Source organism: Polaribacter sp. Z022 (genome assembly GCF_023555495.1).
In the GTDB taxonomy this organism is placed as follows: Bacteria; Bacteroidota; Bacteroidia; order Flavobacteriales; family Flavobacteriaceae; genus Polaribacter.
This window is the reverse complement of record NZ_JALCZO010000001.1, coordinates 470,989-487,207: the sequence shown is the minus strand read 5'-3', so window position 1 is coordinate 487,207 and position 16,219 is coordinate 470,989. Positions and strand designations below refer to the sequence as shown.

Annotated in this window: 17 protein-coding genes; 10 read left to right on the top strand and 7 right to left on the bottom strand. The window is 25.8% G+C overall.

Features of this window, described 5'->3' with window-relative positions:
- The first annotated feature begins 52 nt into the window (after positions 1 to 52).
- Genes MPF13_RS02200 through MPF13_RS02180 form a run of 5 tightly spaced genes read left to right on the top strand, consistent with a single transcriptional unit; the run spans position 53 to position 3,564 of the window.
- Positions 53 to 982, top strand: a complete 930-nt coding sequence (locus tag MPF13_RS02200; protein ID WP_249980677.1) for an SPFH domain-containing protein — start codon at positions 53 to 55, stop codon at positions 980 to 982.
- Complete coding sequence (locus tag MPF13_RS02195; protein WP_249980676.1) at positions 975 to 1,481, top strand: hypothetical protein; 507 nt, start codon at positions 975 to 977, stop codon at positions 1,479 to 1,481. Before MPF13_RS02200 ends, MPF13_RS02195 begins: the two co-directional genes overlap by 8 nt.
- 1 nt (position 1,482) lies before the next feature.
- Entirely contained in the window at positions 1,483 to 1,800 is a 318-nt protein-coding gene (locus MPF13_RS02190; RefSeq protein WP_249980675.1) for a heavy metal-binding domain-containing protein, read from the top strand.
- Positions 1,801 to 1,802: 2 nt separating this feature from the next.
- Positions 1,803 to 2,678, top strand: coding sequence for a LytTR family DNA-binding domain-containing protein (locus tag MPF13_RS02185; protein ID WP_249980674.1), 876 nt, complete (start codon positions 1,803 to 1,805; stop codon positions 2,676 to 2,678).
- 7 nt (positions 2,679 to 2,685) lie between these two features.
- Entirely contained in the window at positions 2,686 to 3,564 is an 879-nt protein-coding gene (locus tag MPF13_RS02180) for a LytTR family DNA-binding domain-containing protein (protein ID WP_249980673.1), read from the top strand.
- 196 nt (positions 3,565 to 3,760) lie between these two features.
- Here MPF13_RS02180 and tatA read toward each other — a convergent pair whose 3' ends face one another.
- The 5 genes from tatA to rnr form a co-directional block, all read right to left on the bottom strand.
- A complete protein-coding gene (tatA, locus tag MPF13_RS02175; protein ID WP_249980672.1) occupies positions 3,761 to 3,952 on the bottom strand; it encodes a twin-arginine translocase TatA/TatE family subunit in 192 nt (63 codons plus the stop codon).
- Between the two features lie 56 nt (positions 3,953 to 4,008).
- Positions 4,009 to 4,698: a head GIN domain-containing protein gene (locus MPF13_RS02170; protein ID WP_249980671.1), complete on the bottom strand. Its 690-nt coding sequence runs from the start codon at positions 4,696 to 4,698 to the stop codon at positions 4,009 to 4,011.
- Positions 4,699 to 4,804: 106 nt separating this feature from the next.
- Positions 4,805 to 6,136: a T9SS type A sorting domain-containing protein gene (locus MPF13_RS02165; RefSeq protein WP_249980670.1), complete on the bottom strand. Its 1,332-nt coding sequence runs from the start codon at positions 6,134 to 6,136 to the stop codon at positions 4,805 to 4,807.
- Between the two features lie 91 nt (positions 6,137 to 6,227).
- Positions 6,228 to 6,551, bottom strand: coding sequence for a YbjQ family protein (locus tag MPF13_RS02160; RefSeq protein ID WP_249980669.1), 324 nt, complete (start codon positions 6,549 to 6,551; stop codon positions 6,228 to 6,230).
- Between the two features lie 114 nt (positions 6,552 to 6,665).
- Positions 6,666 to 8,885, bottom strand: coding sequence for a ribonuclease R (gene rnr, locus MPF13_RS02155; RefSeq protein WP_249980668.1), 2,220 nt, complete (start codon positions 8,883 to 8,885; stop codon positions 6,666 to 6,668).
- 111 nt (positions 8,886 to 8,996) lie between these two features.
- On the opposite strand from rnr, the gene MPF13_RS02150 reads away from it, so the two are divergent.
- Together MPF13_RS02150 and MPF13_RS02145 are read left to right on the top strand one after the other, a co-directional pair.
- The gene (locus MPF13_RS02150; protein ID WP_249980667.1) at positions 8,997 to 9,905 is read left to right on the top strand and encodes a diacylglycerol/lipid kinase family protein; all 909 of its coding nucleotides are present in this window, start codon (positions 8,997 to 8,999) and stop codon (positions 9,903 to 9,905) included.
- A 172-nt stretch (positions 9,906 to 10,077) separates the two neighbouring features.
- Positions 10,078 to 10,251, top strand: coding sequence for a hypothetical protein (locus MPF13_RS02145; RefSeq protein ID WP_249980666.1), 174 nt, complete (start codon positions 10,078 to 10,080; stop codon positions 10,249 to 10,251).
- Positions 10,252 to 10,254: 3 nt separating this feature from the next.
- Here MPF13_RS02145 and MPF13_RS02140 read toward each other — a convergent pair whose 3' ends face one another.
- Together MPF13_RS02140 and MPF13_RS02135 are read right to left on the bottom strand one after the other, a co-directional pair.
- Positions 10,255 to 11,703 carry a T9SS type A sorting domain-containing protein gene (locus tag MPF13_RS02140; protein ID WP_249980665.1) on the bottom strand — a complete coding sequence of 483 codons (1,449 nt, stop codon included), beginning with the start codon at positions 11,701 to 11,703 and terminating at the stop codon, positions 10,255 to 10,257.
- A gap of 152 nt (positions 11,704 to 11,855) precedes the next feature.
- Positions 11,856 to 14,432: a T9SS type A sorting domain-containing protein gene (locus tag MPF13_RS02135; RefSeq protein WP_249980664.1), complete on the bottom strand. Its 2,577-nt coding sequence runs from the start codon at positions 14,430 to 14,432 to the stop codon at positions 11,856 to 11,858.
- A 638-nt stretch (positions 14,433 to 15,070) separates the two neighbouring features.
- On the opposite strand from MPF13_RS02135, the gene rpiB reads away from it, so the two are divergent.
- From rpiB to MPF13_RS02120, 3 genes are all read left to right on the top strand, one after another.
- On the top strand, positions 15,071 to 15,505 hold the full coding sequence (gene rpiB, locus MPF13_RS02130) for a ribose 5-phosphate isomerase B (protein ID WP_249980663.1): 435 nt from the start codon (positions 15,071 to 15,073) through the stop codon (positions 15,503 to 15,505).
- 80 nt (positions 15,506 to 15,585) lie between these two features.
- On the top strand, positions 15,586 to 16,026 hold the full coding sequence (locus MPF13_RS02125; RefSeq protein ID WP_249980662.1) for a GNAT family N-acetyltransferase: 441 nt from the start codon (positions 15,586 to 15,588) through the stop codon (positions 16,024 to 16,026).
- Positions 16,027 to 16,029: 3 nt separating this feature from the next.
- Positions 16,030 to 16,206, top strand: coding sequence for a hypothetical protein (locus MPF13_RS02120; RefSeq protein WP_249980661.1), 177 nt, complete (start codon positions 16,030 to 16,032; stop codon positions 16,204 to 16,206).
- Positions 16,207 to 16,219 lie beyond the last annotated feature (13 nt).

Below are 16,219 nucleotides of genomic sequence, written 5' to 3'. Positions count from 1 at the left end.
CTGAAATTCAGTATATTTACATAAAACAATTTTTAACTTAAAAAAAATAACTATGCCACCAATTTTACCAATTATTATTGTCTTAGGATTACTTATACTTTTTGCTGCTTTTTTTATGGTAAAGCAACAAACAGCTGCTGTTATTGAACGTTTTGGAAAATTTCAAAGTATTCGACATTCAGGATTACAATTAAAAATTCCATTAGTAGATAGGGTTGCAGGAAAGCTAAGTTTAAAAATACAACAGTTAGATGTTATTATAGAAACAAAAACATTAGATGATGTATTTGTAAAATTAAAAGTTTCTGTACAATATAAAGTTATTAGAGATAAAGTGTATGATGCATTTTATAAATTAGATTATCCACATGATCAAATTACTTCTTATGTTTTTGATGTTGTACGTGCAGAAGTTCCAAAAATGAAATTAGATGACGTTTTTGTAAAGAAAGATGATATTGCAATTGCTGTAAAATCTGAATTAAACGATGCAATGATGACTTATGGTTATGATATTATTAAAACCTTAGTTACAGATATAGATCCAGATGCTCAAGTAAAAGAAGCAATGAACAGAATTAATGCTTCTGAGCGTGAAAAAGTAGCTGCTCAATATGAAGGAGATGCACAACGTATTTTAATTGTAGAACGTGCAAAAGCAGAAGCAGAAAGCAAGCGTTTACAAGGACAAGGTATTGCAGATCAAAGACGTGAAATTGCACGTGGTTTAGAAGAAAGTGTAGAAGTGTTAAATAAAGTAGGTATTAACAGTCAAGAAGCCTCTGCTTTAATTGTTGTAACACAACATTATGATACTTTACAATCTATAGGACAAGAAACTAACAGTAATTTAATTTTATTACCTAACTCACCTCAAGCAGGTAGCCAAATGTTAAATGATATGGTTGCAAGTTTTACAGCAAGCAATCAAATTGGTGAAGCCATGAAAAAGAGTAAAGAAAATAAAAAATTAAATGAATAAAATAATTACCCTCTTATTTGTCTTCATCTTTTGTTTTAATACAATTTCTCAAACAAAAGATGAAGCATTAAGAGATGCTAAAAAAACGGCAAAAGCTACATTAAATTCAGATTTTAAAACAGTTGTAAAACACACTTTTTTACCTGTTATAAAAATAATGGGTGGTAAAGAAAAAGCATTAGAAATGATTTCTAAATCTATGATTTCAATGAAAAATCAAGGATTTGAATTTAAAGTTGCTGATGTAATTTCTGTTTCAGAAATTGTTAATGAACAAAATCAATACAGATGTTTTATAAAAAACAATTATGTAATGAATTTTAATGGAGAAGAAATTACCTCTGTATCTTATTTGTTAGGAATTTATAATGAAAGTAAAAAATACTGGACTTTTATTGAAGCTAAACAATTAGCAAATCCTGCTATGAGTCAAGTTTTACCAAATTTTAAAACCAAATTAATTATTCCTCAAGGAACAATGTCTAGAAAAAAACTATAAAATGATAATAACTACTACACCTACCATAGAAAATAAACCTGTTACTCAATATTTAGGCATAGTAACAGGAGAAACCATAATTGGCGCAAACATATTTAAAGATTTTTTTGCTGGAATTAGAGATATTGTTGGTGGTAGATCTGGTTCTTATGAAAAAGTTTTAAGGCAAGCTAAAGATGCAGCTTTAAAAGAAATGCAAGAAAATGCATTATCTTTAGGTGCAGAAGCAATTGTAGCTGTAGATTTAGATTATGAAACTGTTGGCCCAAATGGAGGTATGCTAATGGTTACAGCTTCTGGTACTGCTGTAAAATTATAAAAATGTCTATTTTAAAATGGCTTAAAAAACCATATTTTTTTGAATCAGATCCAAAAATTCACCTACAACTAAGTATTGCTATAGGTAGTTTTGTGTTTCTTTTTATATATATATTTCAGCCATTTGGAATGGCAGAAGTAAAAAATAATTTATTCTTTTATAGTTTAGGTTTTGGGGTTGTTACATTTTGTGTAGAATCTTTTTTATTTATAGTAATTCCATATTTTTTTAAAGATTATTTTAAAAACGAAAAATGGACAATAGGAAAAAATATCTTATTTCTTTTAATTCTTATAACATTAATTAGTACTTGTAATTGGTTATATAATTCTAGCGTTCAAATTTCAGAAAACGGGTTTGTATTGTCTTTAAAAGACATTTTTTTATATACTTTTTCTATCGCTATTTTTCCAATATTTTTATATACTTTTTTTAGTGAAAAAATATACACAACAAAAAGAGAAAAAGCTTCCAAAAAAATAATGGAACTTAAGGTTTCTAAAAAAAGCGATAAATTAAATACTAAACTTAAAACTGAAATTAAAATATTAGCAGAAAACAAAAAAGATTCTATTACATTTGATATAGAAAAACTTATATATATTACTTCTCAAGGTAATTATGCAAGTTTTTTCTTTAAAACTAAAAACGGTTTAGAAGAAAAGATTTTAAGAACAACTTTAAATAATATTACTAATGATTTATTTGCATATAATACTATAAAACGTTGTCATAAATCATATATAATAAATGCTAAATTTATAAATTCTATCTCTGGTAATGCTAGAGGTTATTATTTAGAGTCAGATTTATTATCTATTAAAATACCTGTTTCTAGAAATATAAAAAAAGCTGAATTAAATGATTTAATTAAATAAAAATTGAATGAATAAAATTATTTCTTGGTTATCTACGCCATACTATTTTAACCCTTCAATTAAATTTAAATTTAAAATTGGAGTGTGCATAGGTTTATTTGTATTCCTCTTTTTATACATATTTAAACCTTTTTATTTAGTATCATTAGAAAATATTTTACTAGAATATACACTTGGTATTGGGTTTATTACCTTTTTTGGAGTTGTCTTTTTTTTATATGTACCTGCATTATTCTTTAAAAATTATTTTAACGAAGATAATTGGACAATTGGTAGAAATTTATTTTTAATTATTATTGGTATACTTCTAACAGGAATTCTTATTTGGTCTTTAGGTAATATTTATAAAAGTAAATATCATTTAAAGAATATAAGTTTAACAACCTTTTTATGGTACACTTATTTAGTTGGAACCTTACCAGTAGTATTTTTTATTTTTATTAATGAAAAAAATGTAAGAGAAAAAAGAGAAAAAAGAGCTGAAAAAATTAATAAACACAATAAAGAAAAATTAAAAAAGGAGGTTATAGAGCTACCTTTAAAAGTTAAAATTTATTCTGATAACAAAAAGGAATGTATAAGCTTCTCTATAGAAGAATTAGTTTATATAACATCTCAAGGAAATTATGCAAGTTTCTTTTTAATGAATGAAAATAATGATTTAAAAGAAAAAATATTAAGAGTAACATTATCTAAAATAAATAGTTCTCTAAATGATTACCAAAATATTATTAGATGTCATAAAAGTTATATTGTAAATACTAATTTTATAAATGATATATATGGAAATGCAAGAGGTTATATGTTAAAATCAGACAGTATACCAATTACAATTCCTGTTTCTAGAAGTTTTTCTAAAGAATCTTTGCAAAGTTTATTACGATAAATGTTCCCATTTATCCCAAAAACCTCTAAAACCTTCCTGTTTACAACAAATTTTTAAAAATTTAAAAATTGAAATTTATATTTGTAATTCAAAATTAAATTAAAAATATTGGGGGATATTTTAATTTAAAAAACTAAAAAGCTCAACTATTTACAGTTGAGCTTTTTTTATTTTAATAATAAAGTAAGTAATTATACTACTTTTTGCTTTCTATTTTTTCTTCTGGTTCTTCTTCTTTAGCAGCGTTTTTAAACTCTTTAATTCCACTTCCTAAACCTTTCATTAATTCTGGAATTTTTCTTCCACCAAATAATAAAAGAATTACCACAACAATAATAATTACTTGTGGTCCACCTATCATTCCAAAATATATTCCTAAACTATACATGTTTTCTTTAATTTAATACTACAAAGATACAAAAAAGCATATTACGTAAACAGATGTTAATTCCTTTTTTGAATAATACCTCCAATTACCTTTTTATCTTTAACAACTTCTGGCTCACCTTTGTAAAAAATAGAACCTCCAAAACTAACTTTTGCGCTTAAAGTTTGTCCTGCTAAAACTTCTGCTTTAGCACCAGAACCAGCAAATACATTAGAGTTACCAATTGTTTTTAAATTAAAACCATTGTAAATACCATATAAATCTACATCTACTTCTTGGTTATCTGCTGTACCAGAAAGTTTAATTATACCTCCAGATGAAGTTCTAACTTTTAAGTATTTTACTTTAGTTGTTAGGTTTATAAAAGCTCTTTCTTGCGAGTTTACTTCTAATTTATCTTGGTTTATATCTTTACCTGTAATAGTTGCACCTTCATTTGCATCTATAATAGCAATGCTTTTATTGTAAAATAATTTTACTAAAACTTTACCATTTGCTGCATTATTTTCTGGTTTTAAAGAAAAAGGTAAAGAAATTTTTAAAGTATTGTTTACATTCTTAATCTTTACTAATTCAGATTTTTCACCAGTAATTTCTAATTTCTGATCTTTAGATTTAATTAACTCTACTTCTATTCCATTATAAACTTTTAAAGTAGTAAAATCTCCTAAATTTTTGTTCACCTTAGTTTGAGCAACTAATACTAAACTGAATAATAACGAGTATATAAAAACTAATTTTTTCATCATTTATAAATTTGATTATGATACTTATGTTTATAAGTATACCACTATAAAGACTTTTTTAGTCTTTTATTGTGACAAAGATGAAAAAATTAATAATACTATAACTTTAATTTTTTATTAATTTTTTAAGTATTGAACCTTTATTTGTTATAATTTTTGATAAATAAATACCTTTAGATAAGTGAGAAATATTAATTTTTGTTGAATAGCTTTTATATACTTGTTTACCTAAAAGGGTATAAATAACTACTTCTTTTACATTTAAAGAATTAGTAATATTTATATTAAAACTGTTTTTTATAGGATTTGGGTAAATGTTAACTGCATTATTTAATAGATAATTTTTGGTTGATAATAATGCATCATTAAAAGTATAAATTCTAGGAAAAGCAGTATCACTTGCTGCTATAAAAGTATCTCCATCAGCAGATATATCAATAGATTTACCAAATTGACTTCCTCTCCAGGTTTTAACATCTACACCTCTTTGAGACCATGTATTATTCTCAAAAATATAATTTTTAATAGTATAAGCATCTGCATCTCCAATTGCTATTTTTGTGCCATCAGGAGAAAGTGCAGTATAATTACCAAAAGATATTTTACTTCCTAATAAATTCCAAGAACCAGCATTATTTTCATAAATAGAAACTCCTGTACTAGAACCTACTGCAATTTTTGTTGCATTAGAAGAAAGAGAAACACTAATTGGCGAATTTAGACCTATAAAAGCATTTCCAGATAATACCCAATCATTGTTTTCAAATTTATAAACCTCAACTTTTTTTCTTCCTTTATTTCCTACTGCTAACGTATTTCCATCATCAGATAAATCTAATGTAATACCAAAAGCATCGTAATTAAATTCTCCTTGTAAATTTGTGCCTTTTTGTGTCCAATTTCCATCAATGTTTTCATAAACTTTAACTGTTCCTTTTTTAGAAGATTTATCTCTGTAAGCAGATGCTGCTAAAAATTTAGCATCTGGAGTTAATTTTACTTTGTATCCTAAATAAAATTGAATTCCATCTCCAACAATTTCTCCAGTTTTTTGCCAATTATTATCTTTAAACTCATAAATTCTAACAAGACCTTCGTCTAAATTACCACCATCTACTGCACCAATAGCAACTGTTAATCCGTTTGAAGAAAGAGAAACACTGCTACCAACTTTTTCTAAAATTGATTCGTTTACAATATCAGATCCTAATTGTTGCCAATCATTATTTTCATATTTATAAACTCTTACAAAACTATCTTCATTATTTCCTGGTGCACCAACAGCAACTATAGAGCCATCAGCAGAAACAGCTACACCAGTTCCAAATTTACTTGGTTTTATATTATTTTCATCTGGGTTATTTATTTGACTACCTAATTGTGTTTGAGAAAAACAGATAAATGGTAAGAAAAATAATAAAAGTAGTTTTGTTTTCATGATGATTTAGTTTTCTACAAAATTGAATCATATTGAAAGCAAAAAAAATACGTCAAATGACGTATTTTTCTAATTTTTAAGTAGTTAAAAACTATTCTGCTTTAACTGCTGTACCTGTAATAGAAACTAATAAAGTATTAGAATTTGCAAGCGGTTCTACATCTAGTTGAATACCTACAACTGCATTTGCACCTAATTTTATTGCATTTTCTTTTAAATTCTGAAATGCTTTTTCTTTAATAGCTTCTAAACCTAATGTATACATTTCTCTATATTTAGACATGCTAAACATATCTGTAAAAGACATTTTTTTTCCATTTGATGAATAACTAGAATCGTAAGCAGAACCTGTTACAATACCTAAATAATCTACTATTTTAAAGTTTTCTATATTATGTGTTGTTGTTAAAATCATATTTTTTAATGTTTTTAAAGTATTGTTATTTTGAGCGAAATATAATGAAATAGAAAAATTTTTGGTAAGTTGAGATTTCTCCACAAGGTCGAAATGACAAACTAAATTAATTTTCTAGTCTTCAATCAAAGAGAAATCTAAATGTTTACGTTCTAAATCTGTATGTTTTACTTTTACTTGTACATCATCACCTAGTTGATATAAATGTTTGGTAGACTGCCCTACAATTGCATATTGCTCATCATCAAAAATATAATAATCACTTTTTATATCTCTAATTCTAACCATTCCTTCACATTTATTAGAAGAAATTTCTACATATATTCCCCATTCTGTTACTCCTGTAATAACTCCATCAAAAACTTCATCTTTATGATCTTGCATGTATTTAACTTGCATATATTTTATAGAAGATCTTTCTGCTTTAGAAGCTAATTCTTCTCTTTTAGATGAATGTTTACATTTTTCTTCATATAAATCTGCTTTTGGCGTATTTCCGCCATCTAAATAATGTTGCAGTAATCTATGTGTCATTACATCTGGATAACGTCTTATAGGTGATGTAAAATGGCTATAGTAATCAAAAGCCAAACCATAATGACCAATATTTTGAGTGGTATATACAGCTTTAGACATAGAACGTATTGCTAAAGTTTCTATCATATTAGATTCTGCTTTACCATTTACATCATTTAATAACTGATTTAAAGATTCTGAAGTAGATTCTTTTGTATCTGTATTAATTTTATATCCAAATTTACTGATGATGTTTTGTAAAGAAGCTAATTTCTCTACATCAGGTTCATCATGTACTCTGTAAATAAATGTTTTACCTGAAGGTTTTCCTTGATGACGACCAATAAATTCTGCTACTTTTCTGTTTGCTAACAACATAAATTCTTCAATTAATTTATTAGCATCTTTAGATGTTTTAAAGAAAACACCAACAGGGTTTGCTTCTTCATCTAAATTAAACTTCACCTCTACTCTATCAAAAGAAATTGCACCTTGCTTCATTCTTTTTTTACGAAGAATTTTTGCTAATTTATCTAATTGTAAAGTTGCTTCTACAATTTCTGGAGTTACAGTATATTCTTTATCAATAATTGAAGTTTCTAATGGCATTGTATATGATTTAATATCATTAGAAAGTTTAACATTTTCTATAATAGACTGTGCTTCTTCATATGCAAAACGTTGATCTGAATAGGTTACAGTTCTACCAAACCACTCTCCTACTATTTGTGCTTTTTCATTAATTTCAAAAACAGCAGAAAACGTTAATTTTTCTTCATTAGGCCTTAAAGAACAAACCCCATTACTTAACATTTCTGGTAACATTGGTACTACTCTATCTACTAAATATACAGAGGTTGCTCTGTCATAAGCTTCATCATCTAAAATAGTTTTTGGTTGTAAATAATGAGAAACATCAGCAATATGAATTCCTACTTCATAATTACCATTTTCTAGTTTTGTAAACGACAAAGCATCATCAAAATCTTTTGCATCTTTTGGATCTATGGTAAAGGTTAAATCTTTACGCATGTCTCTACGTTTTGCAATTTCTTCTTTGGTAATTTCTATAGGTAAAGCTTCTGCTTCTTTTTCTACTTCAGGTTCAAATTCATAAGGTAAATCGTATTCTAATAAAATAGAATGCATTTCTGTATTATGATCTCCTGGTTTCCCTAAAACATTATTAATTTTTCCAAAAGGATTTTTAGAATTTTGTGGCCAATCTGTAATTGTTGCTTGTACTTTATCTCCATCTTCTGCCCCATTCATTTTATTATTAGAAATAAAAATATCTGCATACATTTTGTTGTTATCTGGTACAACAAAACCAAAGTTTTTATTCTTTTGTAAAACACCAACAAACTCAGTTTTTGCACGTTCTACAATTTCTACAACATCTGCTTCTAATTTTTTTCCATTTCGTTTTTTATAAACGTAAGCTTTTACAGTATCATTATGTAAACCTTTTCCTAAATTAATATTTGGTATAAAAATATCATCTTCATAATCATCAGAAATAAAATACCCATTTCCATTAGAAGTTACATCTAAAGTACCAATAGAATATTTTCTGTCTGCATTAATTTGAAATTTACCTCTGTCTATTTCTTTTACTTTTTTGGTAGCAGTTAATTCTACCAATTTCTTTAATACTTGCGTTTTACCATCAGTATCAGAAATTTTTAATTTGGCAGCAATTTGTTTATAATTATAAAACTTTTCGCTGTCTTCATTTAAGATTTTAAATATGTTTCTAGTTAGGTCTTTTATAACTCTACCTTTCTTTTTATATATTTTTTTCTTCTTTCTTGTCATTAATTCTTACTTCTTATTTAATTACCAAATTACAATTATAAACTAGATTTATGTATTAAATTATTGTTATAAATCTATTATTGTATTTTGGCTTAATTTTAATTTTTATTTATGTCTAATTCTTGGTTTATAATTGCTAATCCTACTTCTGGAAATCGGAACTTTTCTAAACAATGGGAAGAAATTCAACAATTATTAAACAACAAGAAAATTGACTTTTCTTTTGCTTTTACACAGTTTTCTAAACACGAAATTGAGTTGGTAGATAAAGCAATTCAAAATGGTTTTAGAAATATTATTTCCGTTGGCGGAGATGGAACATTACACAATGTTGTTAACGGAATAATGCTGCAAAGGTATGTAAAAACTTCTGATATAACTATTGCAGTAATTCCTCAAGGAACTGGAAACGATTGGATAAAAACCTATAACATACCAAATAACGTAGCAAAAGCAGTAGAAATTATACATCAGAAAAAAACAATTTTACAAGATATTGGTGTTTTAAAAACTGATAATAATTCTGTTTCTTATTTTAATAATGTAGCTGGTTTAGGTTATGATGGTTATATTGTTAATAAACTTAAAACTTTAAAACGTTTTGGTTCTATAGCGTATTTATTAAGTGGTTTAGCAGGGTTATTATTGTATAAAAAATCTGTTTTTAAAATTATTTTTGATGATAAAGTAATTGAAACCAACTGTTTAATGACAATTTTTGGGATTTGTAAATTTTCTGGAGGGGGAATGCAGTTTACAAAAAATGTGAATTCTACAGATGGTTTATTTGATGTAACCATTGCAAAAAAATTACATTTATTAGATTTGGTTTTTAATTTACCTAAATTATATTCTGGTAAAATTGTACATCATAAAAAGATTGAAACTTATAAAACCAAAGAAATTACTGTAATTCCGCAAACTACAAAACCATTTATTCAAGCAGATGGAGAATTAATTGGAACAGGAAAAGTAACTGTAAAAATTATAGAAAAAGCCATTAACTTTATTATCAATTAATATCTTTAAAATAAGATAAGATCCCTCTTAAAATCAGGATTAATGAAACTTAATTTTAAGTTCGTCATAAAGACTTCTTAAAATTAAGTCTCATTAAGTTAAAAAAATCTTAAAAAATTTGTAACGTTTTATAAATTGATGCGTCTTTATAGAAAGAGTTACTATTATTAAGATGAAAAATCTACGTAAAATTATTGTTTTATTTGCAGTTATATTCCTTACAGGAATTATAGTTACTGTAAAAACGGTAAATACTTCATTAAATAAAATTGAAACTACAGAAAAAACGGTAGATATTCAAAAAGATACTTTATACCTTTTAAAAGCTGAAAAGAAAACGGTTTAGGTTTTATTCTATTATTAACTTTTTTGACGCTTTTCCTTTCTCTGTTTCTATTTGTAAAAAGTATATTCCTTTTGATAAACTAGAAGTGTTTATAGTTAACTCTTTACTACTTTTTATAAACTGACCTAGACTATTATAAATAGATAACTTTTTTAAATTAGAGTTATTTATTTCAATAGTTATTTGATTTGATGCTGGGTTTGGATATATAGTAAAGTTTGAAATACTATTTTTTTCTGTTGATAAAACTGTACTTAAATCATAAACTTTTACTTGACCTGAATGAGTACCATTACTATCATTTTTTAATGCGCTTATTGCTACTTTACTACCATCGGAACTTAAACTTACAAAACTACCAAATTCATCTTGTGAAAAATCACCATTTATATCTACTCCTACTTGGTTCCAATTATTATTATATTTATAAATCCTTGTGTGACCAGAATTTATTCCGTTTTCATCATTATATTTTCCTCCAATTGCAATAATAGAACCATCAGAATTTAAACTTATTGATGAGCCAAAATGGTCATGAGGAAATTCTCCATTAATAGCATTACCTTTTATTATCCATTCATTTTGTGTATTTTCAAAAACATGAACGTATCCTGTTCTAGGTTTATCTAAACTATTATATGCTCCAATTGCAATAGTACTGCCATCTCCACTTATACTTAGTGATGAATTTAGAGGATAATTAGCATTAATATTAATAGATTCTCCTATTTGTTTCCATAGATTATTTTCATTTATATATACATTTACATGAACTAAATCTAATTGACCTTGATTTATATTTTTCATAGCACTAATAGCTACTATAGAACCTTCATTATTAAAATTTACATTAAAACCAGTATTTAAAACATCAGAATCTCCATATAGGTCATTTCCAACTTGAACCCAATTATCATTATTATTTTTATAAATTCTAATAATACCTTTAATTATTGAACTACTACCTACTCCTTCTTTATAAAATCTTCTTATTGCTAATAAAGAACCATCTTCGTTAAAACTAACTAAAGGAAATCCTATATAATTTAAATTAATATCTATTTCTAATGTTTCTCCAATTTTACTTAAAGTTCCATTTTTATTGTTGTATACATTTACATCTGAAGAATTTACAAAAGCAACAATAGTTCCATTTAAATTTAAATTAATTGTACTCGTAGAACCAGCACTTTCATAATAATTATTAAAAATATCTTGCCCAAATTGAACCCAATTACCATTTTCAATTTTATAAATACTTGCGTAGCTAGAATATAAATTATTATCTTTAAGAACAGAACCTATAATAACTATTCTAGATCCATCAAAATTTAACTTTATAGATTTACCTAAATAGCTATATTCAGATTTTCCATTTATATCTAATCCTATTTGAGTTTGTCCTAAAAGAAAGAAAGGGTATAAAATAAAAAGTAATAATATTTCTTTCATAGTTTTTATTTTTAATAAATATATTATTTTTAATAAAAATAAAAGAATATTATATAAATAATTAATAAAATTCTATAGAAAATAAATATTTTAAAGCTGAAAAAAAAACGGTTTAACATTTCTATTAAACCATTTTATAAATTCATATTTTATTATTCTACAACTAACTTTTTACTAGATTTTGATAGTGTTGTTTCAACTTGTAAAAAATAAATACCATTAGATAAACTAGAAATATCTATAGTTAGCTCTTTACTACTTTTTACAAACTGACCTAAACTGTTATAAATGCTAGCTTTTTTAAAGTCTAAAGTATTTATTTGAATAGTAATTTGTTTAGAGCTAGGATTTGGGTAAATTTTAAATAATTCTGTTTGAAATTTATTGTTAGATAAAACTATTGAAGATAAATCATAAACTCTTACTTGTCCAGCTAAATTAGCTATTATATTATTTCCTGGAGCACCAATAGCTAAAGTTTTTCCATCTAAAGATAAACTTATACTTGAACCAGATTTTTCATTATCAATAATACCATCTATATCATTTTTTTGTTGAACCCATGCATTTGATTCATTTTTAAATACTCTAACATGACCAGAATTTGAACCATTTCCATCATTTAAAGGAGTACTTATTGCTAAAATATTTCCATTTCCAGATAAACTAAGATCACTTCCAAATTTATCATTAGTAAATTCTCCATTAATATTATCTCCTATTTGTACCCAATTATCAGATTCATTTTTAAAAACTTTAACTTGTCCTAAATCATTATTATAATTATTAATAGATAATGCTAAAACATTACCATCTCCTGATAAACGAACTCTATTTCCAAATAATTCCCAATTATTATTTCCTAAAATATCACTACCAATTTGTACCCAAGAATTAGAAATATTTTTATAAACTCTTACAAAACCAATATTTTCATGTGAAAGATTAGGAGCACTAATAGCAATAATATTTCCATTAGATGAAATACTTACACTATAACCTAAATGATCATTTCCTTCTTTTCCTTCTATAGAATTACCAATCTGTGTCCAAGTATCAGAAATAAATTTATATACTTTTACACTACCTAAATCTATATTATAACTACTTGATTCACCTATAACAACAATATTACCATCAAAAGATAAATCTATACCATCTTGAGTATAATGAGTAAAAATATCACCATTTATATTTTTCCCTTTTTGTACCCATTCACCTGAAATATTTTCATAAATTCTAACAGTATTATTTATAGAACTTAAAGCTAAAACATTACCATTTGCAGATAATTTTAAATTAAATCCTACACCATCTCCTTCTATATTTGTTTTTATATCAGATCCTATTTGAGTCCATACTCCTGATTCATTTTTATAAACTCTTACATAACTAAAAGCATTTAAACCATTTAAAACTGCAGAAATAGCAAGTGTTTTACCATTTTCTGATAAACTAACTCTAGTACCAAAATTATCAAAAGTTTTATCACCATTTAATGAAGCACCAATTTGATTAAAAGGATAATAATTATAAGAAGGAATATCATTTAAATTATATATTTTTACATAACTCTTATCTGTATTAAAATTAATACTACTTGTTATAAAATTATTTCCATTTTCTGATAAACTTACAGAAAAACCTAAATTATCAGATTCCGAGCTTCCAGAAATAGTACTACCTTTTTTATTCCAAACTCCTGATTCAAATCTATAAATATTTACATCTCCTTTAGAATTATTATTCTTAGGTTCTCCTAATAATAAAATGTTTCCATCTGAAGATAAACTTAAACTAATTGAGAAACCTCCTTGATTTTGTATATTATTAGCATTAATAGTTTCTCCTTTTTGTATCCAAAGACCATTAGATTCTTTTTTATAAACTTTTACATAATTTTGAGTATTAGAACAAATAGCTATAGTTGATCCATCTGAGGATAAATTAATAAACCAACCAAATTGATCATTTTCTATACCATGGAGACTACTACCATGTTGAGTCCAAACTCCAGACTCAATTTTATAAACTTTTACATAACCTGAAAAAGAACCTTGTTGTGAATTAAAAGGAGCACCTATTGCAACTATACTTCCATCTGAAGATAAACTTACAGATTGTCCTGCCTTACTTAACGGTAAGTTACCTTCTATATTATTCCCTATTTGAGTCCAAACCCCTGATTTATACTTGTAAATTTTTACATGTCCAGCAAGGGAACCAATACTAGAATTATTTGGAGCACCTATAGCAACTATAGATCCATCTGAGGATAAACTAATTGAAAAACCTGAGTTATCTCCAGCAGCTTCTCCATCAATGTCAGAACCTACTTGTGTCCAAACATTATTTATATTTTTATAAATACGTACATGACCTGAACTTGATCCATTACCATCATTTCCAGGAGCACCTATAGCAACTATAGATCCGTCTGAAGATAAACTGATTGAAAAACCTGAGTTATCTCCAGCAGCTTCTCCATTAATATCATCTCCTATTTGAGTATAAACTCCTGATTCATTTTTGTAAATTCTTACATGACCAGAATCTGAACCATTACTATCATTACCTGGAGCTCCTATTGCAACAATACTTCCATCTATAGATATACTAGTTGATTGTCCAAATTTATCACCAATTAATTTTTGATTAATTTTATCACCTATCTGAGTTTGCCCAAAAAGAAAGAATGGGCACATAATAAAAAGTAGTATTTTTTTCATAATATATTTTTTCTACAAATTTAACTATTTTAACAGTTATCAACATTCTATATTATAATTATTTTTCTTTTTAAAAATTTAAAAAAACTATAATGGTTATAATAGTATGTTAATAGTTACTATAAAATTTTACCTTTTTATTTTTTTGTTTGAGTTATTAAAAATCATTGACAACTTATTAGTAACATAAAAGCTTAAAGATCAATTTAAATTTAGAGTTATTAACAATAGTTATAAACATAAATTAACAAAAATTCTTAATAGTTAATAACTGAATCTATGTAAACAAATTGTAAATTTTATGTTGATAAACTTTTATCAAAAACTCATAAAAAAAGTTGCATATGTTAAAGTACTTCTTGTATTGTAATAATATTTTAAATTACCAAAAATAGTTTTAAAACTTTACTGATACTTCTTAACATTTAGGTAATATTGCTAATTATCTAAAAATTAAAAGGTTATTAAAAAAGTTATTTTTTTGATTGTTTATAACTGTTGATAACCGTTAGTTTCTGTATTTTTGCAACGTAACTAGCTGTCATTTCGAACGAAACGTAGTAGAATTGAGAAATCTATTTATAATAGTATAAATATTTCTCCATAAAGTTGAAATGACAATATAAAACTATAATATTATGACAATTGCCATAGGTAATGACCATGCAGGTACAGAATACAAATTCGAAATTATAAAACATTTAGAAGAAAAAGGATACAAAGTTTTAAATTTTGGAACCGATACAAATGATTCTATGGATTATCCTGATTCAATACATCCAACAGCAGTTGCTGTAGAAAGTGGAAAAGCAACATTAGGTATTATTCTTTGTGGTTCTGGTAATGGAGCACAAATGACTGCTAATAAACACCAAGGTATTAGAGCTGCACTTTGTTGGAATAATGAATTGGTTGCATTAACAAGACAACATAATAATGCTAACGTTTTAACCATTCCTGCTCGTTTTGTTTCTTTACAACAAGCAATAGGTTTTGTAGATGTATTTTTAAATACTGAATTTGAAGGAGGAAGACACCAAAACAGAGTTGGTAAAATTTCTTGTGCTGGTTAAATAAAAAATTTATTAAGTATGTCATTTCGAGTAAATTTTCGAAGTATGAGAAAATTTGTATCGAGAAATCTCTTTTTTAAATGAAATTTTTTATAAAATCTTTTTCAGAATTAAATACAACAGAACTCTACAATATACTTCAGTTAAGATCTGAAGTTTTTGTTGTAGAACAAGATTGTGTATACCAAGATGTAGATTATAAAGATCAAAAATCTTTACATATTTTTGGTTATAAAAACGATAAAATTGTAGCCTATACTCGTATTTTTAAACCAGGAGATTATTTTAAAAATTCTAGTATTGGTAGAGTAGTAGTAGCAGCTTCTGAACGTAAGTATGGTTATGGTCATAAAATTATGATTGCATCTATAAAAGCTATAAAAACTCATTTTAATGTTGATGAAATCACTATTTCTGCTCAAAAATATTTAAAGAAATTCTACGAAACACATCAATTTAAACAAGTAGGAGAGGAGTACTTAGAAGATGGAATTCCGCATATAAGAATGGATAAAAAGTAAATTATGAGTAAACCATTAAAATATTTAATAATTATAATAAGTATTGCATCAATATTGTTTTCTTTTTATGCAATTTATAAAGGTCAAAAAATAATTGATGCTTTAGGAGGTATTTTAATTGGTGCTAGTTTATTAGGTGTATTGTATTTTGAAAATTATAGTAATAAGAAAGAAAAATAATTACTTTTTCTTA

Coding starts and splice junctions, on each gene's coding strand:
- MPF13_RS02170 (WP_249980671.1), bottom strand. CDS start 4,698: ATGAAAAAATTAGTTTTTATATACTCGTTATTATTCAGTTTAGTATTA.
- rnr (WP_249980668.1), bottom strand. CDS start 8,885: ATGACAAGAAAGAAGAAAAAAATATATAAAAAGAAAGGTAGAGTTATA.
- MPF13_RS02200 (WP_249980677.1), top strand. CDS start 53: ATGCCACCAATTTTACCAATTATTATTGTCTTAGGATTACTTATACTT.
- MPF13_RS02195 (WP_249980676.1), top strand. CDS start 975: ATGAATAAAATAATTACCCTCTTATTTGTCTTCATCTTTTGTTTTAAT.
- MPF13_RS02120 (WP_249980661.1), top strand. CDS start 16,030: ATGAGTAAACCATTAAAATATTTAATAATTATAATAAGTATTGCATCA.
- MPF13_RS02165 (WP_249980670.1), bottom strand. CDS start 6,136: ATGAAAACAAAACTACTTTTATTATTTTTCTTACCATTTATCTGTTTT.
- MPF13_RS02135 (WP_249980664.1), bottom strand. CDS start 14,432: ATGAAAAAAATACTACTTTTTATTATGTGCCCATTCTTTCTTTTTGGG.
- MPF13_RS02150 (WP_249980667.1), top strand. CDS start 8,997: ATGTCTAATTCTTGGTTTATAATTGCTAATCCTACTTCTGGAAATCGG.
- MPF13_RS02185 (WP_249980674.1), top strand. CDS start 1,803: ATGTCTATTTTAAAATGGCTTAAAAAACCATATTTTTTTGAATCAGAT.
- MPF13_RS02180 (WP_249980673.1), top strand. CDS start 2,686: ATGAATAAAATTATTTCTTGGTTATCTACGCCATACTATTTTAACCCT.
- MPF13_RS02190 (WP_249980675.1), top strand. CDS start 1,483: ATGATAATAACTACTACACCTACCATAGAAAATAAACCTGTTACTCAA.
- MPF13_RS02160 (WP_249980669.1), bottom strand. CDS start 6,551: ATGATTTTAACAACAACACATAATATAGAAAACTTTAAAATAGTAGAT.
- MPF13_RS02145 (WP_249980666.1), top strand. CDS start 10,078: ATGAAAAATCTACGTAAAATTATTGTTTTATTTGCAGTTATATTCCTT.
- MPF13_RS02140 (WP_249980665.1), bottom strand. CDS start 11,703: ATGAAAGAAATATTATTACTTTTTATTTTATACCCTTTCTTTCTTTTA.
- MPF13_RS02125 (WP_249980662.1), top strand. CDS start 15,586: ATGAAATTTTTTATAAAATCTTTTTCAGAATTAAATACAACAGAACTC.
- rpiB (WP_249980663.1), top strand. CDS start 15,071: ATGACAATTGCCATAGGTAATGACCATGCAGGTACAGAATACAAATTC.
- tatA (WP_249980672.1), bottom strand. CDS start 3,952: ATGTATAGTTTAGGAATATATTTTGGAATGATAGGTGGACCACAAGTA.